General features: G+C 67.8%; 23 protein-coding genes and 1 pseudogene. 9 read left to right on the top strand and 15 right to left on the bottom strand.

The window, feature by feature from the left end; translation table 11 throughout:
• The first annotated feature begins 50 nt into the window (after positions 1-50).
• Positions 51-968 carry a LysR substrate-binding domain-containing protein gene (locus tag A7W11_RS19525; RefSeq protein WP_066131495.1) on the top strand — a complete coding sequence of 306 codons (918 nt, stop codon included), beginning with the start codon at positions 51-53 and terminating at the stop codon, positions 966-968.
• 3 nt (positions 969-971) lie between these two features.
• On the opposite strand, the gene A7W11_RS19530 is transcribed toward A7W11_RS19525, so the two are convergent.
• Both A7W11_RS19530 and A7W11_RS19535 read right to left on the bottom strand, forming a co-directional pair.
• Positions 972-2,528 (bottom strand): ABC transporter substrate-binding protein, encoded by a 1,557-nt coding sequence (locus tag A7W11_RS19530; RefSeq protein WP_066417500.1) that lies wholly within the window; start codon positions 2,526-2,528, stop codon positions 972-974.
• Between the two features lie 275 nt (positions 2,529-2,803).
• A complete protein-coding gene (locus A7W11_RS19535) occupies positions 2,804-3,577 on the bottom strand; it encodes an SDR family oxidoreductase (RefSeq protein WP_066417502.1) in 774 nt (257 codons plus the stop codon).
• Positions 3,578-3,689: 112 nt separating this feature from the next.
• On the opposite strand from A7W11_RS19535, the gene A7W11_RS19540 reads away from it, so the two are divergent.
• Complete coding sequence (locus A7W11_RS19540) at positions 3,690-4,733, top strand: LysR family transcriptional regulator (protein ID WP_082887375.1); 1,044 nt, start codon at positions 3,690-3,692, stop codon at positions 4,731-4,733.
• Here A7W11_RS19540 and A7W11_RS19545 read toward each other — a convergent pair.
• The 11 genes and pseudogenes from A7W11_RS19545 to A7W11_RS19590 all read right to left on the bottom strand — a co-directional run bounded on the left by A7W11_RS19545 (position 4,664) and on the right by A7W11_RS19590 (position 15,938).
• Positions 4,664-7,246: a sensor domain-containing protein gene (locus A7W11_RS19545; RefSeq protein ID WP_082887376.1), complete on the bottom strand. Its 2,583-nt coding sequence runs from the start codon at positions 7,244-7,246 to the stop codon at positions 4,664-4,666. The genes A7W11_RS19540 and A7W11_RS19545 overlap by 70 nt on opposite strands.
• Before the next feature lie 3 nt (positions 7,247-7,249).
• Positions 7,250-8,080 carry a biofilm regulation diguanylate cyclase SiaD gene (gene siaD / locus A7W11_RS19550; protein WP_066417504.1) on the bottom strand — a complete coding sequence of 277 codons (831 nt, stop codon included), beginning with the start codon at positions 8,078-8,080 and terminating at the stop codon, positions 7,250-7,252.
• Entirely contained in the window at positions 8,077-8,454 is a 378-nt protein-coding gene (gene siaC, locus A7W11_RS19555) for a biofilm regulation phosphoprotein SiaC (protein ID WP_066417507.1), read from the bottom strand. The genes siaD and siaC overlap by 4 nt, the downstream gene beginning before the upstream one ends.
• 19 nt (positions 8,455-8,473) lie before the next feature.
• Positions 8,474-8,671, bottom strand: a complete 198-nt coding sequence (locus tag A7W11_RS29085; protein WP_328587218.1) for a DUF6272 family protein — start codon at positions 8,669-8,671, stop codon at positions 8,474-8,476.
• A 67-nt stretch (positions 8,672-8,738) separates the two neighbouring features.
• A pseudogene (locus A7W11_RS29090) lies at positions 8,739-9,155 on the bottom strand (DUF6272 family protein); the annotation flags it as partial.
• On the bottom strand, positions 9,040-11,025 hold the full coding sequence (gene siaA / locus A7W11_RS19565) for a biofilm regulation protein phosphatase SiaA (protein ID WP_156523168.1): 1,986 nt from the start codon (positions 11,023-11,025) through the stop codon (positions 9,040-9,042). The pseudogene A7W11_RS29090 and the gene siaA, both read right to left, overlap by 116 nt.
• Before the next feature lie 269 nt (positions 11,026-11,294).
• Positions 11,295-11,999 (bottom strand): ABC transporter ATP-binding protein, encoded by a 705-nt coding sequence (locus A7W11_RS19570; RefSeq protein ID WP_066417509.1) that lies wholly within the window; start codon positions 11,997-11,999, stop codon positions 11,295-11,297.
• Positions 11,999-12,781 carry an ABC transporter ATP-binding protein gene (locus A7W11_RS19575; RefSeq protein ID WP_066417511.1) on the bottom strand — a complete coding sequence of 261 codons (783 nt, stop codon included), beginning with the start codon at positions 12,779-12,781 and terminating at the stop codon, positions 11,999-12,001. The genes A7W11_RS19570 and A7W11_RS19575 overlap by 1 nt, the downstream gene beginning before the upstream one ends.
• The gene (locus A7W11_RS19580; protein ID WP_066417514.1) at positions 12,778-13,755 is read right to left on the bottom strand and encodes a branched-chain amino acid ABC transporter permease; all 978 of its coding nucleotides are present in this window, start codon (positions 13,753-13,755) and stop codon (positions 12,778-12,780) included. Before A7W11_RS19580 ends, A7W11_RS19575 begins: the two co-directional genes overlap by 4 nt.
• A gap of 14 nt (positions 13,756-13,769) precedes the next feature.
• Positions 13,770-14,690 (bottom strand): branched-chain amino acid ABC transporter permease, encoded by a 921-nt coding sequence (locus tag A7W11_RS19585; RefSeq protein WP_066417516.1) that lies wholly within the window; start codon positions 14,688-14,690, stop codon positions 13,770-13,772.
• 84 nt (positions 14,691-14,774) lie between these two features.
• Positions 14,775-15,938, bottom strand: a complete 1,164-nt coding sequence (locus tag A7W11_RS19590; protein WP_066417517.1) for an ABC transporter substrate-binding protein — start codon at positions 15,936-15,938, stop codon at positions 14,775-14,777.
• A 184-nt stretch (positions 15,939-16,122) separates the two neighbouring features.
• Here A7W11_RS19590 and A7W11_RS19595 point away from each other — a divergent pair, with 184 nt between their 5' ends.
• The 3 genes from A7W11_RS19595 to A7W11_RS19605 are packed head-to-tail and all read left to right on the top strand — an operon-like array spanning position 16,123 to position 18,588.
• Entirely contained in the window at positions 16,123-17,055 is a 933-nt protein-coding gene (locus A7W11_RS19595; protein WP_066417519.1) for an alpha/beta hydrolase, read from the top strand.
• Entirely contained in the window at positions 17,052-17,540 is a 489-nt protein-coding gene (locus tag A7W11_RS19600; RefSeq protein WP_066417522.1) for a MarR family winged helix-turn-helix transcriptional regulator, read from the top strand. Before A7W11_RS19595 ends, A7W11_RS19600 begins: the two co-directional genes overlap by 4 nt.
• 31 nt (positions 17,541-17,571) lie before the next feature.
• Positions 17,572-18,588, top strand: a complete 1,017-nt coding sequence (locus tag A7W11_RS19605) for a hypothetical protein (protein WP_066417525.1) — start codon at positions 17,572-17,574, stop codon at positions 18,586-18,588.
• 88 nt (positions 18,589-18,676) lie between these two features.
• Here the strand turns inward: A7W11_RS19605 and A7W11_RS19610 are convergent, their stop codons facing one another.
• Complete coding sequence (locus tag A7W11_RS19610) at positions 18,677-19,438, bottom strand: SDR family oxidoreductase (RefSeq protein WP_066417528.1); 762 nt, start codon at positions 19,436-19,438, stop codon at positions 18,677-18,679.
• Positions 19,439-19,706: 268 nt separating this feature from the next.
• On the opposite strand from A7W11_RS19610, the gene dkgB reads away from it, so the two are divergent.
• The 4 genes from dkgB to A7W11_RS19630 all read left to right on the top strand — a co-directional run bounded on the left by dkgB (position 19,707) and on the right by A7W11_RS19630 (position 23,730).
• The gene (gene dkgB / locus A7W11_RS19615) at positions 19,707-20,516 is read left to right on the top strand and encodes a 2,5-didehydrogluconate reductase DkgB (protein WP_066417531.1); all 810 of its coding nucleotides are present in this window, start codon (positions 19,707-19,709) and stop codon (positions 20,514-20,516) included.
• 118 nt (positions 20,517-20,634) lie between these two features.
• Entirely contained in the window at positions 20,635-21,864 is a 1,230-nt protein-coding gene (gene argJ / locus A7W11_RS19620) for a bifunctional glutamate N-acetyltransferase/amino-acid acetyltransferase ArgJ (RefSeq protein ID WP_066417534.1), read from the top strand.
• 5 nt (positions 21,865-21,869) lie between these two features.
• Positions 21,870-22,742, top strand: a complete 873-nt coding sequence (locus tag A7W11_RS19625) for an ATP-binding protein (protein ID WP_066417544.1) — start codon at positions 21,870-21,872, stop codon at positions 22,740-22,742.
• Positions 22,735-23,730, top strand: coding sequence for a Nudix family hydrolase (locus A7W11_RS19630; RefSeq protein ID WP_066417548.1), 996 nt, complete (start codon positions 22,735-22,737; stop codon positions 23,728-23,730). Before A7W11_RS19625 ends, A7W11_RS19630 begins: the two co-directional genes overlap by 8 nt.
• A 24-nt stretch (positions 23,731-23,754) precedes the next feature.
• On the opposite strand, the gene A7W11_RS19635 is transcribed toward A7W11_RS19630, so the two are convergent.
• The gene (locus A7W11_RS19635; protein ID WP_066417550.1) at positions 23,755-24,714 is read right to left on the bottom strand and encodes an Rpn family recombination-promoting nuclease/putative transposase; all 960 of its coding nucleotides are present in this window, start codon (positions 24,712-24,714) and stop codon (positions 23,755-23,757) included.
• Positions 24,715-24,744 lie beyond the last annotated feature (30 nt).

Consider the following 24,744-nt stretch of genomic DNA (forward strand, 5'->3'; position numbering starts at 1 on the left):
CTTGAGCCCCGCAGCGCGGCACGCACGCCGCGCACACTACAGGTCCCGGCATGCAGCAAGCGCTCAATCTGCGACAGGTCGAAGCCTTCAAGGCTGTCATCGAGCAAGGCACCGTCAGCCAGGCGGCCGCGGTGCTGGGCGTCTCGCAACCCGCGGTCAGCAAGCTGCTGGCCCATCTCGAGGCCGAAACCGGCCTGTCCCTGTTCGACCGCTTGCGCGGCAAGCTCGCGCCCACCCATCAAGGCATGCGGCTGTACCAGGAAGTCGAACGCATCTTCATGGGCCTGCGGCAGGTCGAAGAGGCCGTCGAGTCCATCCGCCGCGCCGAGCAGCGTCACCTGATCGTGGGCGTGCTGCCGGCCTTGTCCGGCACCTTCATGCGGCGCGTCACGCTGGCCTTTCTCGAACGCCATCCCGATGTGCGCGTGTCCATCCGCACACGCGGTTCGATCTTCCTGGGCGACTGGCTGGCCAAGCAGCACATCGACCTGGCGCTGGTGGGCAGCCGTGTCGACAACCCCTACGTCGAGCGCGAACCGCTGTTCCCGCATGCGCTGTTCTGCGCCCTGCCGGTCAATCACGAACTGACGCGCAAGCGCGTCATCCGGCCGCGCGACCTGGACGGCGTGCCCTTCGTCGGCTTCAGCGCCGAGAGCCAGACGCACAAGCTGGTCAGCCAGGCGATGGCCGCGGCGGGCGCGCATTTCAATATCGTGCTGGAAACCGACACGGCGCCGACCGTATGCGAGTTCGTGGCCGCCGGTATGGGTGTGTCCTTGATTCATCCGCTTTTCGCCGATGGGTTGCAAAGCCGCCTGGTATTGCGGCGTTTCGATCCCGAGCTTCAGTTCCACTTCCAGATGTGCCGCACGCAGACCTCACGCAACGCGGCGCTGGTGGAAGACTTCGCCGCCTGCGCCCGCGCCGTGGCGGCGCAGGTCTCGCGGGGCCTGCTCAAAGGGCAGTGACGGTCACTTCGCCTTGATCGAGGTCTGCTCGGTGACGGGCGGCTGCAGGTTCAGCGCGCCTTGCAGCTTGTAGCCGTAGTCGACGCCATCGCCGTGCACCCACACCTGCTTCAGGCCGAACAGCGGCACGGCGCAGACATCGGCGTGGATCTTGGCCTGGGCCTCCTTCCACAACGCCAGCTGTTTGGCCGCATCGGGTTCGACGCGCGCCGCACGGATCTCCTGGTCGGCCACGGCGCAATGGCCGAAGTTCGACATGGCGGCCGGCTGGCCAGGGGCCGAGGCCGAGTCGTAGAACTCGCTCAGGTAGGCATCGGCGATCGGGAAGCGCGCGGCGCCGTAGAACACCAATGCGCTCTGGTCGGCGCGGCTCTTGGCCTGGTAGGTCGCGTGGTCCACCACTTCCATGTCCAGCTTGATGCCAGCCTTGCCTAGCTGCGCCTGGATGATTTCCATGATGGGCTGCTGCGCCGAGATGTTCGACACCACCGATTTCAGCGTGATGCCGTTCGGGAAGCCCGCTTCGGCCAGCAGCTTCCTGGCGGCGTCCGCGTCGTACTTGTAGCCGCCCGCGCCGCAGTCCTCGCCCAGGTAGCCGTTGGGCACCACCGAGCAGCCCTTGTCGGCCACGTCCTTGCCCACGTAGCGCAGGATCTCGTCCACGTTGATGGCGGCGGCCACGGCCTGGCGCACCTTCAGGTTGTCCAGCGGCTTGATGGTGCGGTTGATGTACAGCGTGCGGAATTCGGCGGGATCGAAGATGTCGACCTTCATGTCGCGCTTGGCCGAACGCTCGACCCAGCGCTGTTCGCGCTTGCCCTGCATGACGTCGATCTCGCCCGAGGTGAAGGCCAGTTCGCGCGCGCTGTCCGACGGGATCATGCGGTAGACGATGCCGCCCAGCTTGGGCTTGCCGCGGAAATACTGATCGTTGGCCACCAGCTTCACGTATTGCTGCGTGACGTGTTCGCCGAAGGCGAACGGACCGGTGCCGATGGGTGCGCCGCCGAACTTGTCACCCAGCTTCTCGGCGGCCTTCCTGCTGACGATGTTGCCGCCGTGATAGTCGGACACGCGGCCCAGGAAACCCGCGTCGGGCGACTTCAGCGTGACGCGCACGGTGTAGTCATCCACCGCCTCGACCTTCTCCATCTGGTCGAAGGTCGCCGCGAAGCTCGAGCGCTTCGGATCGGCCGCGCGCTGCAGCGAGTACACGACGTCCTCGGCCTTCAGTTCGCCGTAGCCGCCGTGAAACTGCACGCCGTGGCGCAGGTGGAAGGTCCACACCTTGCTGTCGGCCGAACTTTCCCAACGCTCGGCCAGGTCGGCCTCGAGCTTCTTGGGATCGGCGCTTCCGGGCGGGAAACGCACCAGGCCGTCGAACATTTCCGAGGCCACGCCTTTGTCCACCGTGGAGGTAGCGCGATGCGGATCGAGCGTGGCATTGTCGGCCGCACCGGAACTGATGCGCAGCATCGGACGCTCCTGCGCTTGCGCGGACAGGACGGTACAGGAGGCCAGCAGGGCAGCGGAAAGTACAGAGAGTACGGGACGATTCATGATTCCCCAATCGAAGGCGGCGGTTGGTCGAAGACGCATGCCGATGCGGCCGTGCAATGCGAATGGGGTGAAAGGTAGGCCTGCAAACACATTGCGTCAAAGTCGTCTGGGGACTGGTTCTATTCCTCCAGGTTATACGCCTGGCCACGCCTGCCGGGCGTCCCTCTGGGCGGGCCGCCACCGTAGTGGTTAGTACTGAGGCGCACTTTCGAAGCGGATCAGGGAAAACGAGCAGAGGTCGGTGCGGCGGGCAGAGACCGCCGCGCCGGGCTGGCCTACTTGGTGGTGTAGCCGCCGTTGATGAGAATGGTCTGGCCGGTGATCCACCAGCCGTCGCTCACCAGGTGGCGGATGAAGGGCACCACGTCCTCGATGTCGGTCAGGCCGGTCCTGGAGAAGGGCGAGAGCGCGGCCGCGGTCTTGTGGTAGGCCACCGCGTCCTCGCCTTCGGCCGGGTAGAAGAACGGGGTGTCCATCGGACCGGGGCCGACCGCCGTCACCGAGATGCCGCGCGCGCCGAACTCCTTGGCCGCTGCGCGGGTGTAGTGCTCGACCGGCGCCTTGGTGCCTGCATAGGACGCGTAGAAGGGCGTGAACGCTCCCAGCAGCGAGGTCACCAGCGTGCAGACCTTGCCATTGTCGTTGACGTGCCTGCCCGCCTCCTTGAGGAAGAAGAATGCCGACTTGCTGTTGATGGCCGTCATCTCGTCGTACTCGGCCTCGGTGATCTCGATCATCGGCTTCTTGAGCACCTTGCCGACAGTGTTGATGGCGATGTCGGGGCGGCCGACGGCGGCGATCGCATCGGCGAAGAGTTTCTCGACCGCACCAGCGGTGGTCAGGTCGCCTTGCAGCGCCACAGCCTTGGCGCCGGCCTGTTCGATCGCGGCCACGGTGGCCTGGGCATCGGCCCGGGTGGCGGCGCTGTTGTAGTGGATGGCGACCGCCTTGGCGCCCTGGGCGGCCAGGTCGCGGGCGATCAGGCCGCCGAGGTTCTTGGCGCCGCCCGCGATCAGGACGACCTTGCCTTGGATGCTGTGCTGGGACATGGGAACTTCCTTGTGTGGATAAAGGGTTCCATGACTGTATTCAGCAATTCTTCGACAATAAACCAGCCATTCTCACCTACACTATCCAGGATTTGCTACCAATCTGGCGCCTATGGACCGCATCGACCAACTACGCATCTTCCTGCGGGTTGCGCACAGCGGCGGTTTCACCGCCGCCGCGGGCCAGTTGGGCCTGCCGCGGCCGACGGTGTCGCTGGCGATCCAGCAACTGGAGGCCCGCCTGGGGGCTCGGCTGTTCAACCGCACGACCCGGCACGTGAGCCTGACCCAGGACGGCGAGGCGCTGCTGGAGCGGGCCATCGCCCTGGTCGCGGACAGCGAAGAACTGGAACAGCAGTTCCGGCCCCAGGCGAAGGCTCTGACCGGCCGCCTGCGGGTGGACCTGCCCAGCCGCATCGCGCGCCGGCTGGTGGCGCCGGCCCTGCCGGAATTCCTCGCGCGCCATGGCGGCATCGAACTGGAGCTGGGTTCCAGCGATCGCGCCATCGACCTGGTGCACGAAGGCATCGACTGCGCGCTGCGGGTGGGCGGCATGCCAGCCAGCAGCACCCTGGTGCCGCGGCCGCTGGGCGTGTTCCGGCTCGTCAACTGCGCCAGTCCCGCCTATCTGGCCCGCCATGGCATGCCGCGCGGCCCGGAAGATCTGCCACAACACCTCGCGGTCAACTATGCCCCGCCGGGCGGCGCGCGGATGGCGCCCTGGGAATGGGTGGAGCACGGCCGGCTCCGGACCCAGACGATGCGCGCCCAGGTCTCGGCCAACAACGCCGAGACCTACATTGCCTGCTGCCTGGCCGGCACGGGGCTGATCCAGATCCCGGCCTTCGACGTGCGCGAGCACCTGCAGGCCGGCGGGCTGGTGGAGGTTCTGGCGGACTGGCCCGCACCGCCGATGCCAGTGCAGATCGTCTATCCGCACCGGCGCCATCTGTCGCGGCGCGTGCAGGCCTTCAGCGACTGGCTGGCCGAGGTGCTGGCGCCGTGCCTGGAGCCACTCGGCGAGGACGGGGCCGCGCTAGCCGCGCAGCCTGCCGCCGCCGTCGAACGGGTCGGGGCCCGCCCGCATCAGGATGCCTGCCGCGCCCTCACCCATTCGCTGAACTCGGCCGCCGGCAGCGCGGGCGAGAACAGATAGCCCTGGCCCGCCGCGCACCCCTGTTCGACCAGGAAACGGCGCTGCTCCTCGTTTTCGATGCCCTCGGCCACCACGGGCAGGCTCAGGCTTTCGCCGATGCGGATGACGGCGCTGGTCAGCGCGCGCGCGGCCTCGTCGCCTTCCAGCCCCAGTACGAAGCTGCGATCGAGCTTCAGTTCGTCGACCACCAGACGGCGCAGGTGGCCCAGGCTGGAATAGCCCGTGCCGAAGTCGTCCATGGACAGGCGCACGCCCAGGGCATGCAGGGACGAGATGGTGGCCAGCGTCTCGGGCGTGGCGTCCAGCAGCACGCCTTCGGTGATCTCCAGCATCAGGTCGCGCGCGGCCAGGCCGTTGTAGGCCAGCGCCTCTTCGATCACGGCGATGAGTTCCGGATCATGGAAGTTGGTGGCCGACAGATTGACCGAGATCGTCGGCACCGCCACGCCGGCCATGCGCCAGTCGGCCAGTTGCGCGCAGGCCTGCCGGATGGCCCACACCCCCAGTGGGTGGATCAGCCCGCACTCTTCGGCCAGCGGCACGAAACGCGCGGGCGGGATCACGCCCATCTCGGGATGGGTCCAGCGCGCCAGCGCCTCGACGCCATACAACTGGCCATCGGTCAGGCGGATCTGCGGCTGGTACTGCAGATGCAGCGTGCCGTTGGTCAGGGCGTCGCCCAGCGCGGCCTCCAGCGCCATGCGTTCGTGCGCCTGGCGGTTCATCTCGGGACTGAAGAACGAGATGCGGCCGCGGCCCGCCGTCTTGGCCTGGTACATGGCCAGGTCGGCATGGCGCAGCAGCGTGTCCATGTCCTCGCCGTTCTCGGGATAGACGCTGATGCCGATGCTGACAGACGGCTTCAACGCCACGTCGCCCACGGTGAAGGGCTCGGACAGGGCTTCCAGCATCTGCTCGGCATCGGCCGTCAGGCGGGCGTCTTCGTAGTCGGGATAGACCACCACGAACTCGTCGCTGGACAGGCGCCCCACCACGTCGCGCGGACGCGCCAGGCGGCCCAGCCGGCCCGCCACTTCGCGCAGCAGCGCGTCGCCGGCGGCGTGGCCCATCGTGTCGTTGATCTGCTTGAAGCGGTCGATGTCCAGGAACAGCACGGCCAGCCTGCCGCCGCCCGAGGTCGCCACGTGCGACACCGCCTGCTGGGCGCGCGCCAGCAGCAGGTTGCGGTTGGGCAGGCCGGTCAGTTCGTCGTAGAACGCCAGTTGGCGAATGCGCGCGCGGGCTTCGTCGCGCTCCAGCGCCAGCGCGCACAGGTACACGCTGCCGCCCACCAGCCGATGGTGGAAGGCGTCGGGCCAGCGCGGCTCGCGGAAATACAGGTCGAAGGTGCCCAGCACCTGGCCGTCGCTGGACTTGATCGGCGAGGACCAGCAGGCCACCAGGTCCTGCGGCAGCGGCAGATGGCGGTGCTCGGCCCACAGCGGATCGGTGACGATGTTGCGCACCATCACCGGCCGGCCCAGGAAAGCGGCGCTGCCCGTGGACAGCGTCTCCGCGCCGATGGGCAGGCCGTCCAGCGCGTTCAGGTAGGCCAGCGGCAGGCTGGGGCCGGCCAGGGGACGCATATAGCCCTGGGCGTCGACGCGCGTCACGCTGGCGACCACGTCGGGCGCCAGGCGCTCGACCTCCAGGCACACCATGCTCATCACCTCGGCCACCGAGACCTCGTTGACCATGGCCTGCATCACGCGGCGCTGCGGGACGTCGTGCACCTTGGTGGGCGTGACGTCGACCAGCACGTCGACCACGTTGCATAGCTGGCCGCGGTCGTCGAACACCGGGTTGGCCATCACCGAGACCCACAGCGGCTTGCCGCTGCGGTCGTAGGCCAGCAGGTCGCGCTGGTAGCCGGCCGGGAAGGTCAGGCGGCGCTCGAGCTCGTCCATGGTGGCGCGGTCGGGACGGGCGCCCGCCAGCACCTCGCCCAAGGTGCGGTTGCGCGCATCCTCGTCGGTGTAGCCGAACATGCGGCGGAAGCTGTCGCTGACGTACAGGATGCGTCCGTCCGCGCCGGACACGACCACGGCGTTGCCGGTGTCGTTGACCCCCAGCAGCAGGCGGATTTCTTCCAGGCGTTCGGCATCGGCGATGGCCTTGCGGCCCAGGATGCAGACGCGCCCGACCACGCCGTCGGCGTCCAGCACCGGCAGGTAGGTGACTTCGACCCAGATGGGCGAGCCGTCGCGCGCGCGCAGCTTGCAGTTGCCCGTGAAGGGCTGGCCGCGCCGCAGCTGGTTCCACAGGCGCTCGTCGCCGACGCCGGCCTTGCCGTCGTGCACCGACTCGCACAGCATGTCGTGACGCAGCAGATCGATGTCTTCGCGGGTGTAGCCGACCAATGACAGGAAGTTGTCATTGGCGCGCAACACGTTGCCGTCGAGGTCGAAATCGCAGGTCAGGATGGCCCGGTCCAGGGCCTGCAGGAACGCCTTGCCGCCCCATTGCAGGGCATCCTCGCCAGACTGAACATCGGTGTTCAATTCTCGGGACATCGACTACTCCGCAGGCGAAGCATTGGGGTCGACCGGAAGCGGACCCGGCCCATCGGCCGCCACGCGATCCCGTCCCTGTTGCTTGGCGCTGTACAGCGCGTGGTCCGCTCGGGTAAGGGTATCGTTGAACGCCTCGCCCGGCCGATACTGGGCCATGCCCACGCTGACCGTCAAGCCGATTTCACCGGACGGCGCCAGGACGCGCAACTCGCGCACCTGGCACACCAGGCGCTCGAGCATCGCCTTGGCATCCTCCAGCCCCGACTCCGGCAGCAGCAGCAGGAATTCGTCTCCGCCCCAACGGCCGCAGGCGTCATATTGGCGCAGGCCGTCGTGCAGCAGGCCCGCCACGCCGATCAGCGCGCGGTCGCCCACGTCGTGGCCGTGCTGGTCGTTGATCTGCTTGAAGTGATCGACGTCCAGCATGACCAGCACGAAACGGCGCGAATGCCGGGCGGCGCGCTCGGTCTCTTCCTTCAACACCTCGATCAGCGCGCGGCGGTTGGCCAACCCGGTGAGCTCGTCGTGGATGGAAGCATTCTTCAGCGCGGCATTCAGCTCGCGCATCATGTTCTGGTAGTGGTCGGAGATGCGCACGATGCGCGACAGCTTGCGCAACTGGCGGTCGAAACGGCGGCAGATATCCAGCTCGCGCTCGCGCGCCATCGACTGGAAGGCGTCGGACAGATGCGTGATGCGTTCGACGCGTTCGAGCACGTCGGACGTGTGTTGCCACAGGTCGCTCAGCGCGCCATGCAGGGGATGCCCTGCATACTCGGGGTCGGCCAGCAGGGAACTGACGCGCCGCTCGAGATCAGCGGTATCTTGCTTCATTCACGGCCTATCACGTCAAAGGGGAACGAGCAGTCTTCCTTGAACTCTTCGGCCAGCTCGCCCACGCGCTCGTTGCGCATGTCGTAGAACCATTCGACCTTGACCTGCCGGCCCTGCTCATGGGCGGCTTCCAGCAGATCGAAGATCTCCATGACGGCCTTGATGCTGCTGGTGTTCAGGTACAGCAGTTCGAGTTCCAGGCGCAGCGGCCCGGTGCTGTCGCGCAGATAGGTTTCCACCCACTCCAGCACGGGACCGAACAGCTCGAACGAGTTCTCGGGATAGGAGTCGCCGCCCATGCGCAGCACGCCGGATTTAGCGTCGGTCAGGATGGAAGGAGTGGATTGGGTGCCGGGTAGATTCAAATCATTCATATCGGACTCTGCGGACGATTTAGATGGCGACGCTCAGGCTGAAGAAGGCCCGGCCGTTTTCGATCTGCGGGCTGAGGCTGGCCTGCAGCGGACCGCTGGCGCGGCGCGCGATGTCGATCAGGCCCAGGCCTGCGCCGGTGACCGTGCCCGGCACGCGGGGCTTGTGCAATTGCGCCTTGTATTCCGCCTTCAGCGCGGCCTTGTCCATGCCGGCCATGGCGGTCGACGATGGCCACCAGGCGTTCGCCGTGCGCCGCCTCGACCATGTTGCCGGCCGACACCACGTAGCCGCCCGCGTCGCGGCGGTTGATGGCCACCGTGGCGCTGGCCTCGGCGTCGTTGCACTGCAGGGCGTACTGGCGGATGTTCTGGATCATCTCGATGTACACCGAGAACACGTCCATGGCCTCGGCCGGGCGGGTGTGCTCGGCATCCAGGTAATTCTTCAACGCATTGCCGATCTCTTCGATCAGGCTGCGAGAAATCGGGCCGTTGAAGCACAGCAGCGTGCGATTCTTGTCGAAGCGCTCGCGCAGGGCGTAGAGATCGGAAGCATTCATAGCGGTCACACCTTGGTGGCCAGGTTCATTCGAAACGGAAAGACAGCAGCGTGATGTCGTCGCGCTGCGGCCGCGCTCCCCGGTAGTCGTCCAGCGCCTGGCTGAACGCCTGGGCCTGCTCGGAAAGCGGCTGCCGGGCATGCCGGGTAAGCATGTCGGCAAAGCGGCGGCTGCCGAATCCGAAACCGTGTTCGCCGCCCGCCTGGTCCAGGAACCCGTCTGTAACCAGATAGTAAGTCCACCCAGGCTGAAGCGACAGTTCGACGTTCTCGTATTCGCCCGGCCGCTTGTCGCCCAGCGCGCGGCGCCCGCCGGGCAACTCCTGCAACACCTCGCCATCGCTGGCGTACAACGAAATCTTGGCGCCGGAATAGACCAGCCGGTGATTCGACCAGTCTATATACACCAGTCCTGCGTCCGTATTGATGGCAAGCGTGCGCGGCAACTGCGCATCGGCCAGCATGGCGCGGATGGCGGCATCGGTGGCGGCCAGCACGGCGGCCGGACTGGCAGGGCCGACCTCGGCGATGGCCAGGTCGATGGCGGCGCGCGCCAGCATGGTCATCAGGGCGCCCGGCACGCCGTGGCCGGCGCAGTCCATCACGCCCAGCAGGCAGTTGGGGCCGTCCGAGCGGAACACGTAGAAATCGCCGCCCACCACGTCGCGCGGCTTCCACAGCACGAAATGGCGTTCACCCAGCGACCGCACCAGTTGGCGGTCGGGCAGGATGGCGCGCTGGATCAGGCTGGCGTAGTCGATGGAGTCGCCGATCTTCTTCTGCGCCTCGGCCATCTCGCGGTTGGCGCTTTCCAGTTCCCGGGTGCGCTCGCGCACCTTGTCTTCCAGCTCTGCGGTGTGGGTGCGCACCTTGTCGGCCATGACGCCGAAGGCGCGGCTCAGATCGCCGATCTCGTCCTGGCCGGCAGGCGGCAGCGTGACGTCGTAGCGGCCGGCGGCGATGGCGCGCGCCGACTGCTGCAGCCGGCGCAGCGGGCGCAGCATCAGGCGCTCGACGGCATAGCCGAAGCCCAGCAGCATGGCCGCCACCAGCAGCACCACGCCGATGGCGGCGGGCCACAGCCAGGCGGCATCGGCCACCCGGGCCGCGCTCAGGTCGACCGCCGTCACCACATGCCAGCGCAGTTCAGGGATATAGGCCACCGCCAGCAACTGGCGCTTGCCGCCGAATTGCCCCCAGACGGTCTGTACCTGCTGGGGGTCGGACTGGGCACGCTGCAGCGCTTCGCGCAACGGCGCCTCGTCGCTGGCGCCCACCAGGCCGTACACGCTGCTGTGGCTGGAGTCGGCGCGGGTGGCCGAGTTGTAGGCGATGCGCGAGGCATCGTGGAAAGCCTGGATGGCGCCGGACTGGTCGACGATCATCGGCGTGACGCCGGGATCGCTGTTGGTGATGAATTCGTCGAGGAAGGCGTTGAGGTTCAGGCCCGAGCCGGCCAGGCCCAGCACCCGGCTGCCGTCGCGCACCTGGACGTTGATCCAGACGCTGGTGACCTTCAGCTGCAGGTCCGGATTGACGTTGATGTTGTACAGGTCGGGCGAACGCACCGAGGCGAAGAACCAGCCATCGTCCGGCTTGTCCGGCGACAGCGTATAGCGCGGCGGCTGGGGCGTGGACTGCGGCTTGTCGCTGAAGTAATAGTGGTTGCTCAGCGCGCTGATGACGAAGAACGACTGGCTGCGCAGGTCGCCGCGGTAGCCCTCGGCCTCGCGGAAGAACAGCTCGCGCGTGGCGGCATCGTCCTCGTTCAGCAGAAACCGGCGCGTGACCTCGGAATCGGCCAGGCGCAGCGACAGGGCGAGTTCGCGCGAGATGGGCGCCAGGATCTTCTGGCGGCTGAGCAGGGTGACGTTCTCGACGTAGGCACGGCCGAAATGTTCGCGGACGCTATCGAAGACATGCCAGCCGATCGCCGCGGCGGAAATCAGCGCGATCAGGCACGCAAGGGCCAAAGCCAGCAAGGACTTGGTCCTCAACCCCCATTTCGCCATGTTTGAACGATTCCTGACTAGTCATTAAAGCGCCGTGCGGTACGGCACATGGCGGACGGGTGCATCCGCGTATACGTCTGCTGTGGCAACCAGCGGGCGCGAGGGCAATGCGAGGGATTGCCGGCCACCGACTCGGGCACGGCCCAGAGTGTAGCCGCTGAAGATGCGAAATTCTAAACGGACAGCGGCAATTAGACCTCAAAAAGTGAAAGGTCGGTATCAATCTGACAACGTTTACATTGGCCGTGGCCGGCCCGCCGACATTCAGGTCAGACGCCTAAATAACGGGTCCAGATCTCCCGGTCGGCATCCAGTTGGCCGGAGTCGCCCGTCCAGACCACCTTGCCGCGTTCGAGAATGACGTGCCGGTCGGCCAGGGCCAGCAGGCGCTCGACGTATTTGTCGATGACCAGGATGGTCTGCCCCGCTTCGCGCAGGGTGGCCAGGCAGGTCCAGATTTCTTCGCGGATACGCGGCGCCAACCCTTCGGTGGCCTCGTCCAGCACCAGCAGGCGCGGGTTGGTGACCAGCGCGCGGCCGATGGCCAGCATCTGCTGCTCGCCGCCGGACAACTGGTTGCCCATGTTGCGGGCGCGCTCGCCCAGGCGCGGAAACAGTTCGAACACGCGTTCGGGCGTCCAGGGCCGGCCGATGTCGGGATTGCGCGCCGCGACGAAGGCGGTCAGGTGCTCGCGCACCGTCAGGTTGGGAAAGCACTGCCGCCCCTCCGGCACGATGGCCAGGCCGGTGCGCGCGATGCGGTCGGGGCTCCAGCCACCGATGTCCTGGCCGCAGAACCGCACGCTGCCGCCGCGCAGCGGCAACTGGCCGAACAAGGTGCGCAGCAGCGTGGTCTTGCCCATGCCGTTGCGGCCCAGCAGGGTCACCACCTGCCCGGCGCCGATGCTCAGGTCGACGCCGAACAGCACCTGGCTGGGACCGTAGCCGCTGGCGATGCCACGCAGTTCCAGCATCATGCTTCCTCCACGGTTTCGTCGTCGCCCAGATAGGCCTGGCGCACCTCGGGATTGGCGCGTATCTCGTCCGGCGTGCCGGTGGCGATGACGCGGCCATACACCAGCACCGAGATGCGGTCGGCCAGCCGGAACACCGCCTGCATGTCGTGCTCGACCAGCAGCATGGCCGCCTCGCCGCGCAGGCTGTCGATCAGGTCGGCCAGCCGCAGGGTTTCGTCGGGGCCCATGCCGGCCATGGGCTCGTCCAGCAGCAGCACCTTGGGACGCGCGGCCAGCGCCAGGGCGAACTCCAGCTTGCGCTGCTCGCCGTGCGGCAAGGTGCCCGCGGGGCGCTCCAGCAGCGCGGCATCCAGCGCGCACTGCCGCGCCAGCGCGCGGGCCTGCTCGTACAGCGCCTCTTCGCGGCCGCGGGCCCGCCAGAACCGGAAACTGCTGCCCGCATGCGCCTGCACGGCCAGCAACAGGTTGTCCAGCACGCTGAACGACTTGAAGATATTGGTGATCTGGTACGAGCGCGACAGGCCGGCGGCCACGCGCTGGTGGCCGTTCATGCCGCTGACGTCGGCGCCGGCCACGGTCAGCGTGCCCGCATCGGCCGGCAGGGTGCCGGACAGCAGATGGATCAAGGTCGACTTGCCCGCGCCGTTCGGGCCGATCAGCGCGTGGATCTCGCCGGGACGCAGCGTCAGCGAGACATGGTCGGTGGCCAGCAGCGCGCCGAAGCGCTTGACCAGTCCCTCGGCCTGCAGGGCTGGCATGAAATCGGCGGCGGCCGTCATGGGCGGCTCCGGGCGGCGGGCACGGCCTGCCTGGCGGCGCGGCCCGTGAACCACGGTCCCAGCAGGCCGGCCAGGCCGCGCGGGGCGCCGAACACCACGGCCAGCAGCAGGATGCCCAGCGGCAGGTGCCAGTATTCCGTCCACATCTTCAACACCTCTTCCAGCACCAGCATGACCACCGCCCCCACCACGCCGCCATAGCGCAGCCCGACGCCGCCCACCAGCACCATGATCAGCAGGTTGGCCGATTGGGTCCAATGCATCAGGCTGGGCGAGATGAACAGATTGTGATTGGCCAGCAGCGCGCCCGCCAGGCCGGCCGCCGCGCCGCTCAGGCCGAACGCCGCCAGCTTCATGCGATAGACCGGGTAACCCAGGGCTTCCATCCGTGATTCGTTCTCGCGGATGCCCTGCAGCGCGGTGCCGAAGCGCGAGTTCACCAGCTTGCCGAACCCCCACAGCAGCAGCACGAACACCCCCAGCACCAGGTAATAGAACGCGCGGTCGTTGGCCAGGTCCAGGCCGGGCAGCGTGGAATAGCCCGGCAGGTTCAGGCCGTCCTCGCCGCCGTACTGGCGCAGCGAGATGAAGACGTAATAGAGCATCTGCGCGAACGCCAGCGTAATCATGATGAAGTACACCCCGCGCGTGCGCAGCGAGACCGCGCCGGTCAGCACGGCCAGGCCGCCCGCCAGCAACATGGCGGCAGGCCAGGCCACCAGCGCCGAGGTGACGCCGGACACCCCCAGGATGCCCACGGCGTACGCCCCGGCCCCCAGGAAGGCGGCGTGTCCCAGCGCGACCATGCCGCCATAGCCCAGCACCAGGTTCAGGCTGGTGGCGGCCAGCGCGTAGATCAGGATGCGGCGCACGAACGAGACATAGAAATCCAGGTCGAACAGCGGCGCCACCAGCGGAAACGCCGCCAGCGCCAGCAGGAACAGCCCGGTCCAGAGCAGTGAACGGTGGGTCATGTCGGATCTCGGGATCAGCCGCGCGCCGGGAACAGGCCCGAGGGCCGGAACACCAGCACCCCGGCCATCAGCACGTAGATGCCGATGGCGGCCAGCGTGGGCCCCACGCCGGAGGCCACGTCGGGCGGAAAGAAGCTGCGCAGCAGCGTGGGCAGAAAGGCGCGGCCGGCCGTATCGACCATGCCCACCAGTAGCGCGCCGGCGAAGGCGCCGCGTATCGAGCCGATGCCGCCGATGACGATGCAGACCAGCACCAGGATCAGGATTTCCTCGCCCATGCCGACCTGCACGGCCGTCACCGGCCCCAGCAGCGCACCGGCCAGCGCAGCCAGCATGGCGCCCAGCGCGAACACGCCCAGGAACAGCAAGGGCACGCGCACGCCCATCAGCGTGGCCATCTGCCGGTTGGATGCGCCGGCCCGCACCAGCACGCCGGCGCGGGTGCGCGTGACGAACCCGTACAGGCCCACGGCCACGGCCAGACCCAGGCCGATGATCAGCAGGCGATACGCGGGATACATCAGGTCGGGCAGCAGACGCACCGGACCGGACAGCGCCGCCGGCGTGTTCAGCATCACCGGAGCGGGGCCCCAGATCATCTTGACCAGGTCGTTGGCGATCAGCAGGATGGCGAAGGTGCCCAGCACCTGGGCCAGGTGATCGCGCACCGCCAGGCGGCGGATCAGCGCCAGTTCCAGCACGGCCCCCACCACGCCCGTGGCCAGCGCGGCCACGATGACCGCCGCGGTGAACGAGCCCGTGCGCTGCATGGTCTCGGCCGCCACATAGGCGCCCGCCATGTACAGCGAACCATGCGCCAGGTTCATGATGTCCATGATGCCGAAGACCAGCGTCAGGCCGGCGGCGATCAGGAACAGCATCAACCCGAACTGCAGACCGTTCAGCAACTGCTCGGCGATCAGCGTATACGTCATCGACTTCCCCTGTGCCGCGGGCGTCGCGCGCCCGCGGTCGATCGGCGCGGCGTCGTGGCGCCGCGCCGTGCTGCTACCGCAAAATCAGAGCTTGCACTCGCCCACGTAGACGTCCTGGTGCTTGTCGTACACCTTGCCGATCAACTTGTTGGTGATGCGGCCCTGGGCGTCCTTGCCCACCTGGCGGGCGTAGTAGGCCTGGATGGGATAGTGGTTCCTGCCGTAGGTGAATGCGCCGCGCACCGAAGGGAAGTCGGCCTTTTCCAGCGCGGCGACGATGGCGTCGCGGTCGCCGGCCTTGCCGCCCGCCTGCTTGACGGCGGCATCCATCGCCATGATGACGTCGTAGGCCTGCGCCGCGTACACCGAGGGATAGCGGCCGTTGTATTCCTTGCGGAAGGCGTCGACGAACTGCTTGTTGCGCGGCACGTCCAGGTCATGTGCCCATTGCGCGGTGTTGACCATGCCGATCATCGGCTCGCCCACGGCAGGGATGACGTCCTCGTCGGCCGAAAAGCCCGGGCCGACCAGCGCGATGTTCTGCGACAGGCCCGCGGCCACGAACTGCTTGACGAAGTTGATGCCCATGCCGCCGGGCAGGAAGATGTAGACCGCGTCGGGCGCGGCGGCGCGCACCTCGGCCAGTTCGGCCGCGTAATCGATCTGGCCCAGCTTGGTGTAGCGCTCTTGCGCCACGTCGGCCTTGTAGCCGCGCTTGAAGCCGGTCAGCGCATCCTTGCCCGCGGGATAGTCGGGCGCGATGATGAACATCTTCTTGTAGCCGCGGTCGGCCGCGACCTTGCCGGCCACTTCGTGGAAGGCGTCGTTCTGGTAGGTGGTGCCGAACCAGAACTTGTTGCACTGGGCGCCCGCGTATTGGCTGGGGCCGGGATTGTTCGACAGGTACGGGATCTTGGCGGCGAACAGCGCAGGTCCCACGGCCAGCGCCACGTTCGAGCCGATGGGGCCGGTGAAGAAGTCGACCTTCTCGCGCTGGATGTAGCGCGTGGCCAGTTGGCGGGCCTGCTCGGGGTTGCCGCCCATGTCGGTCTGCAGGAACTCGGCCGGCTGGCCGCCCAGCTTGCCGCCCAGCTGCTTGATGGCGAGGTTGAAGCCATCGCGCGCCTCGGCGCCCAGCGCCGCGAACGGGCCGGAGATGTCGTTGGCGATGCCGACCTTGATGGGGTCGGCGTGGGAAATGACGGGAACGAGCGCGGCGGCGGCCACGACGAGGGAAAGGATACGCATGCGGGGAACTCCTGGCGCGGCGCGCTGCTTGGGTTTTGTTCTGAAGCGTTCGACTGCGATCGTGTCGCCGAGCCCGTCATCCATGCCACCGCGCGGCCGGTGTTGCGGACGAGAAATCAACTGGCGTGCGGCATAGTTTAGGTTTAAAGTATCGAGCAAAACAAGCCTAGGGTTTGCCCCAACCATGAGCCTCGTCCATCGCCAGTTCGACGCCGCCACATTGGATGTGCAATACAACGCACGCGCGACAGTACCGCACGTCGAATCGATACTCAAGCAATACGCCAACGAAAGCCGCCAGGCGCGCGACACACTGCCGTGCGCACTGAACCTGGCGTATGGCGACCATACCGATGAAACGCTCGACGTGTTTCCCGCCGCGCGGGGCCTCCCCGCGCCGGGATGCCCCGCGCCGGTCTTCATCTACCTCCACGGCGGCTACTGGCGCGCGCTGGGCAAGGACGATTCCAGCTCGATGGCGCCCGCTTTCACGCTCGCGGGCGCCGTGGTGGTGGCCGTCAACTATTCGCTGGCGCCGGCCGTCACGCTGGACCGCATCGTCGACCAGGTGCGCCGCGCGGTGGCCTGGGTCCATCGCAACATCGCCACGCACGGCGGCGATCCCGCCCGCCTGCACGTCGGCGGCAGTTCGGCGGGCGGCCACCTGTGCGGCATGCTGCTGGCAGGCGGCTGGCAACGCGAGCTGGGCCTGCCCGGCGATGCCATCAAGGGCGCGCTGCTGCTGTCCGGCCTGTACGACCTGACGCCGCTGGTGCACACCCACATCAACCAATGGATGCGCATGACGCCGGCCGATGCCGCGCGCAACAGCCCCGGCCGCCTCGCGCCCGCCCACGGCTGCCCCATCGTGGTCAGCTACGGCGAGAACGAGACCGACGAATTCAAGCGCCAGAGCAACGACTACCTGCATGCCTGGCAGGCGCGCGGCTTTCCCGGCCGCTACGTGCCCGCGCCCGGCCTGAACCATTTCGACATCGTGCTCGACCTGGGCCGCCCCGGCAGCCTGCTGGCCCAGGCCATGTTCGACCAGATGGGCCTGTCCCGAACGGGCCAGCCCGATACGGGCCGCCCCTTTTCTTCCCGTACCGCCCCATGACCGACGCTCCTGACCTCGAAACCCGCGCCGCCCCCGACGACCACCACGCGTTGCGGCTGTGGCTGCGCATGCTGACCTGCTGCAACCTGATCGAGACCGAGATCCGCGGCCGCCTGCGCACCGAATTCGACACCACGCTGCCGCGCTTCGACCTGATGGCGCAATTGCAGCGCGCGCCCAAGGGCATGAAGATGGGCGAGCTGTCGCGCCACATGATGGTGACCAACGGCAACATCACCGGCATCACCGACCAGCTCGAATCCGAAGGCCTGGTGGTGCGCACCAAGGTCGAAACCGACCGGCGCAGTTCGGTGCTGAAACTCACGCCGCTGGGCAAGAAGACCTTCGCCCGCATGGCGCGCGCCCACGAAAGCTGGGTCAAGGGCATGTTCGACGGCCTGCCCGACGCCAGCCGCAACGCCCTGTTCAAGGCGCTGGGCGAACTGAAACTGCAAGTGGTCGCCCAGCGCACGCAAGAGCGATAGCCCGCCCCTGGAATGGCGCATAATTGCCGCCATGATTCCGGTCTCGATTCCTGGCGGCAACTATTACGCGTCGATGGCAGTCTCGCTGATCTGCCTGAGCACGCTGCTGACCTGGCTCGCCCGCCTGGCGCTGAACCGGCGTGCCCGCCTGTGGATGCGCGACCACCGCCGCCTGGGCCCCGCCATGATGGCGGTGCTGGCCATCACCGGCGGCATCTTCCCCTATCAGCACATCAGCCAGTGGCTGACCGTCCAGCGCGAGGCCCGCGAGGAACAGGCGCGCCGCGCCGTGCTCGACACCGCCCGCAAGCTGGCTGGCGTCGATATGCCAGCCGGCACCGAACTGCGCCTGGCCACGCCGGGCGATCCCGACTCCTTCGTCCAGGCCGACTTCCCCGTGCTGGTGGAAGTGGGCGGCCTGCAGGCCAGGCAACTGTTCCGCTACCGCCGCGCACAGCATCCCATCGGCGCGGCGGGCGAAAGCTGGTCGGTGGCGATCCCCACCGACCAGACGATTCATGGCGGCTGGCGCTGCTCGCGCGCCCACCGCGTCGAACTGGTCATGGAAGACGGGCGGCCGCGCTTCGACAGTTGCCATCTGGCGTCGGGCAATACCGTGGGCAACCTGCCCCTGCCCACCGGCACCTGGCTGGACATGCGCCAGACCATGCCGCAGCGCTGGCTGCTGCGCACCGACGGCAGCGAGCCGGCCGCCATCTCGGGCCTGTCGCTGCTGAAGGCCGACGTCATGGTCGACAGCCAGCACCAGGTACTGAAATTCGAAGGCCTGCTGGCGCAGGAACTGCGGCTGGGTGAGGTCACCTATCCCGCCGGCACCCGCGCTGCCAGCGCGGCGGGCGTGCGCGGCGCCGAGGAAGGCGACCTGCTGTTCAGCCCGCCACGCGGCCGCGCGGCCCTGCGCGCGGGCCAGCCCGACATCGCAACGGGCAATTCGGTGCTGCAGGGGCCGGATGGCACCGTGCGCGCGGTGCTCAGCAATCGCGATGCGGGCGTGCTGGACGTGCCGTCGATGCAACTGGCGCCCTGAGGCAGAAAACGTCGGCCGTCCGTGCGGACGGCCGGGAACAGCATCGCCGTGCGGTTGCAGACCGGCCCGGCAACACCCTTTCGCACATTCAGAACGTTCCCGGATACGCGCCGCCGTCCAGCAGCACATTCTGCCCCGTCATGTAGCCGGCATGCACGCTGCACAGGAAGGCGCACACCGCGCCGAATTCGTCGGCATCGCCGAAGCGCCCCATCGGAATGGTGGCCAGGCGCTTCTCGCGCTGGCCCGGCGCCGAAAATGCCTTGCGCAACCGGTCGGTGTCGAACGGGCCGGGCAGCAGGTTGTTCAGCGTGACGTTGCGGCCCGCCAGGCGGGGCTGACGCGCCACGCCCGCCACGAAGCCGGTCAGTCCGCTGCGTGCGCCGTTGGACAGGCCCAGCACGTCGATCGGCGCCTTGACCGCGCCCGAGGTGATGTTGACCACGCGTCCGAAGCCGCGCTCGGCCATGCCGTCCACGGTGGCGCGTATCAGTTCGATGGGCGTCAGCATGTTGGCCTGCAAGGCAGCCAGCCAATCGTCCTGTTTCCAGTCGCGGAAGTCGCCGGGCGGCGGGCCGCCCGCGTTGTTGACCAGGATATCGACCTGCGGCGCCGCGGCCAGCAGCGCCTGCCGCACCGATTCCTGCGTCACGTCGCCCACCACGCTGCGTACCTCGATGCCGGCGTTCAACGCGCGCAGTTCGTCCGCGGTCTCGTTCAGCGCGTCCGCGCCGCGCGCGTTGATGACCAGGTTGACGCCCTCGCGTGCCAGCGCGGCCGCACACCCCTTGCCCAGCCCCTTGCTGGCCGCGCACACCACGGCCCAACGGCCGGCAATGCCCAGATCCATGTGATGCTCCTCGTATGAATGGATGGACGCCGGGACCGCGCCCGGCGCTCGTGGGCCCCCCTGGATACGTCGCCATGCCCACGGCTGGCGTGCTGCCTGCCAGCGTATCCACGGGACCGCACACGAGCCGCCAGCATACACACCCGGCCCGCGCGCTGCGCCAGATCTTTGCTCTCGAGTCAAAAGTCATTGGCCTGCCACCCTCTTATTCCGCAAAGATAAGCCCGGCACACTGCGAGGCCTGGACTTCACCGGAAATATCACAGCCATGTCTTTCTCTATTCCCCCTCTCGGCCTGGGCACCTTCCGCCTGCAGGGCCAGGCCGTCATCGACTCGGTACGCCACGCACTGCAACTGGGCTACTGGGCCATCGACACCGCGCAGATCTACGGCAACGAGGCCGAGATCGGCCAGGCCATCGCCGACAGCGGCGTGCCTCGCGACGAACTGTTCCTGACCACCAAGATCTGGACCGAGAACCTGTCCCGCACGCGCCTGGCCGACAGCCTGCGCGACAGCCTGGCCCGGCTGCGCACCGACCGCGCCGATCTGGTGCTGATCCACTGGCCGTCGCCGGGCGGCGCCGTGCCCGTGGCCGACTACATGGCCGCGCTGCGCGACGCCCGCGACCAGGGGCTGACGCGCGCCATCGGCGTATCGAACTTCACGGTGGACCTGATGCGCCAGGCCATCGATGCCGTGGGCGCGGACGCCATCGCCACCAACCAGGTCGAACTGCATCCCTATCTGCAGAACCGCCGGGTGGCCGGATTCGCCCGCGAGCAGGGCATCGCCATCACCTCGTACATGACCCTGGCCTACGGCAGGATCGTGCAGGAACCCGCCATCATCGAGATCGCCCGGCGCCATCAGGCCACGCCCGCGCAGGTCGCGCTGGCCTGGGCCCTGCAGCAGGGCTACGCGGTGATCCCGTCCTCGACCAAGCCCGAGAACCTGGCCAGCAACCTGCTGGCGACCGGCTTGCGGCTGGACGCGGACGACATGGCGCGCATCGCGGCGCTGGAGCGCGGCGAGCGCCTGGTCGATCCGGACGGGCTGGCGCCGGCCTGGGACTGAGCGGCGCAAGGGACTCGCCCGCGACCCGTCATTTGGAGAGCGCCCCAGGCGGTGGATAATAGAAGGCTATGTCGCCGGCAGCCGCCTCGGCGGCTATCCACCAGCGAGTTCCCGAACCATGGCCGTCAATCTGCAGATCCCCTCCGAATCCGAAATTTTCCCCGTCGCCGGTGTCGAGATCGGCGTCACCGAGGCGGGCATCCGCAAGGCGGGCCGCCGTGACCTGACCGTCTTCCGCCTGGCCGAAGGCAGCGCCGTCGCCGGCGTGTTCACGCGCAACCGCTTCCGCGCCGCGCCCGTGCAGGTGTGCGAAACGCACCTGGCCTCGTCGGGCGGCGCGATCCGCGCGCTGGTCATCAACACGGGCAACGCCAACGCCGGCACCGGCGCCGACGGCCTGCAGCGCGCCAAGGACACCTGCGCCGCGCTGTCCGACCTGCTGGGCCTGCCCGCCGAACAGATCCTGCCGTTCTCCACGGGCGTCATCCTCGAGCCGCTGCCCGTGGACCGCCTGAAGGCCGGCCTGCCCGGCGCGATCGCCGCGCTGTCGCCCGACCAGTGGTTCAATGCCGCGCACGGCATCATGACCACCGACACGCTGCCCAAGATCCACTCGCGCCGGATCCAGGCCGATGGCAAGACCGTCACCTTCACCGGCATCAGCAAGGGCGCCGGCATGATCCGGCCCAACATGGCCACCATGCTGAGCTTCCTGGCCACCGACGCCGCCATCGCCCAGCCGCTGCTGCGCAAGCTGGCCGTGCAGATCGCCGACCAGTCGTTCAACCGCATCACGGTCGACGGCGACACCTCCACCAACGACTCGTTCATCCTGATCGCCACCGGCAAGTCGGGCGTGACCGTGTCCTCCGAATCCGATCCGGCCTACGCTGCGGTCGTCGCCGCCCTGACCGAAGCGGCCGCCGACCTGGCGCAGAAGATCGTGCGCGACGCCGAGGGCGCCACCAAGTTCATGACGATCCGCGTCGAGGAAGCCGGCAGCACCGACGAGGCGCTGAAGGTGGCCTACTCGGTGGCGCACTCGCCGCTGGTCAAGACCGCGTTCTTCGCCTCCGATCCCAACCTGGGCCGCATCCTGGCCGCCATCGGCTACGCCGGCATCGACGACCTGGACGTCTCGGGCATCCGCCTGTGGCTGGGCGACGTGCTGGTGGCCGCCGACGGCGGCCGCAACCCGTCCTACCAAGAGGCGGACGGCCAGCGCGTCATGAAGGAAGCGGAAATCCTGGTGCGCATCGCGCTGGGCCGCGGCAAGGTGAGCGACACCGTCTACACCTGCGACTTCTCGCACGACTACGTCAGCATCAACGCCGACTACCGCTCGTAATCGCGATGGATTCGTCTTCCCCCGACATGGTCCGCCTGCTGGCGCGGGCCGAACGCGTGCTGGCGCAACTGGAAGCCTGGCTGCCCGCCGCGCCCCCCGAAATCGACTGGACCGCGCACGCCTACCGCTGGCGCAAGCGGGGCGCGCGCGGCTGGCTCGATGCCGTGCGCCACATCGCGCGCATCGACATGGGCGACCTGCAGCACATCGAGCGCCAGAAGGACGTCATCGACCGCAATACGCGGCAGTTCCTGCAGAAGAAGCCGGCCAACAACGTGCTGATGACCGGCGCGCGCGGCACCGGCAAGAGCTCGCTGGTCAAGGCCATGCTCGCCGCCTACGGCGACCAGGGCCTGCGGCTGATCGAGGTCGACAAGTCCGACCTGGGCGACCTGTCCGACATCGTCGAACTGGTAGCCGGCCGCGCCGAACGCTATATCGTGTTCTGCGACGACCTGTCCTTCGAGGAAGGCGAGGCCGGCTACAAGGCGCTGAAATCGGTGCTGGACGGCTCGGTCTCGGCAGCGGGCGACAACGTGCTGATCTACGCCACGTCCAACCGGCGCCACCTGATGCCGGAATACATGAGCGAGAACCTGCAGGCCAGGCACCAGCCCGACGGCGAGATCCACCCCGGCGAAACCGTCGAGGAAAAGATCTCGCTGTCCGAACGCTTCGGCCTGTGGCTGTCGTTCTATCCGTTCAAGCAGGACGACTACCTGGACATCGTGCACCACTGGCTGCGCGAGCTGAACTGCCCCGCCGACCAGATCGCCCCCTGCCGCGCCGAGGCGCTGCAATGGGCGCTGGAACGCGGCTCGCGTTCGGGCCGGGTGGCCTATCAGTTCGCACGGGATTGGGCGGCACGGCATGTCTGAAGACAGGAACGCTCCGCTGCCCGGCAGGACCGACCGGATCATCGACGTCGCTGCCGGCCTGATCCTGCGTCCCGACGGCCAACTGCTGCTGGGACAGCGTCCCGAAGGCAAACCGTGGTCGGGCTGGTGGGAACTGCCCGGCGGCAAGCTGGAGCCCGGCGAAACCGTGTTGCAAGCCCTGGCGCGCGAGTTGCAGGAAGAGATCGGCATCCGCGTCACCGAGGCCTGGCCCTGGGTGACGTACGTGCACGCCTATCCGCAGACCACGGTGCGCCTGTCCTTCTGCCAGGTCACCGGTTGGGAAGGAGAACCGCGCAGCCTGGAGAACCAGCGGCTGGAATGGGTGGACCCGGCCCATGCCGGCGTGGTCGGCGATCTGCTGCCGGCCACCCTGCCGCCGCTGCGCTGGCTGACGCTGCCGACGTCCTATGGCATCAGCAGCATCGGCGGGCCCGATGGGCTGCCGGCCTTCCTGGTGCGCCTGGAGGGCGCGTTGGCCCAGGGCTTGAAACTGGTGCAGTTGCGCGAACCGCAATGGCCCGGCGGCGCGGCGGCTGACACGTTGCATCAGGCGCTGCAAACGGTGGTGGCGCGCTGCCATGCCGCGGGCGCCCGGGTGCTGGTGAACAGCGTGCATCCTTCGGACTGGTGGCCGGAGGCCGACGGCGCGCATCTGCGCGCATCGGATGCCGCGGCATCGAGCGCCCGCCCCGACTTGCCCGGCAGTGCCCTGGTAGGCGTATCCGCGCACGACCATGCGGAAGTGGTGCGTGCCCGTGAACTGGGTGCGGATTTTGCCGTACTGGGTCATGTGCTTGCCACGCCGTCGCACCCCGATCAACCCGGCATCGGGTGGAAGGGTTTCACCGAAGCCAGCCGCGATGCGGGCCTGCCGGTGTTTGCGTTGGGAGGGCAGTCCGAGTCCACGCGGATCGAAGCGCGCCGCCATGGCGCACATGGCATCGCGGCGATACGCGGGTTGCTGTAGCCGGGATACCGGCCGCTTGTCGGATCAGGCGGCCGGTTCGGCGAAGACGTCGTCCAGCGTGGACGCAGACAACATGGATAGTGCCCAGCGGTCGAGGTCTGGAGCTTGTGCCCGCGCCACGCGTTGTTGCACATCCGCAGGCAATGGGCCAAACCGGTGGACGAGCTGCTGACCCAATATCGCTTGGCGTCCTTCCCGATTTCCTTGCTTCAAGCCATCCCGCAACCAATCCTGCGTCCAGCCCTTCACGGTGTCGTAAAGCATGGCGCGCGCCTCCTGTATATCGTTCAGCTCGGGAATCCTAGCACCGGGCATACGGGCAGGTAGCAGGGAATGCCGCAACCATCGGACCAAATCACGGTGCAAACCTGAAAAATCAGACCGAGGCGCACACTCGAGCCACACGGTCAGCGCATGGCCTATCTCCTCGGGGGTACGGCTGCGCTCCAGCTGAAAAAACGCAGCGGCCAGATTGCCGGCCGCCGGATGTCCGTCACGTATCCAACGCTGCTGGTCGACCAGGCAATAGCGCAACGCAGGGCGATACGCGGCCGACTCCCCCGGCAACGGCGCGATCAACTGCGCCACGTCCTGAACGGCGTGCCACGCGGACTCGCCGTTGTACAGCACCAGCGGCAGTACGGGCGGCAACAGTTCGCCCGGGCCCACGGCCCGCTGGCGCGCCAGATCCTGATAGAACAAGGCCAGATACGCCATCATCCGCAGCGCCATGCGCGGCTCGACGGACGACTGGAATTCGAGCAGCACATAGACGTAAAGCCACCGGTCGCCGCCTTTGATACGCCAAGCCAGATCGCCCAGGCGGGCGCGCCGGTCGTCGGTGACGAACGACACCGGCACTTTCTCGATCGAGGAAAAATCCAGCTGCGCGATCCAAGGTTCGCCCACGAACCCCTGCAACAGGGCCTGGATCATCTCGGGGTGGGAAAACAGCAGCTTGTAGGAGGCGTCGTGCCGGGTCATCGAGGTGCGCAGTGGAAAAACCAGATCTCC

This window comes from Bordetella ansorpii (assembly GCF_900078315.1).
GTDB lineage: Bacteria > Pseudomonadota > Gammaproteobacteria > Burkholderiales > Burkholderiaceae_B > Bordetella > Bordetella ansorpii.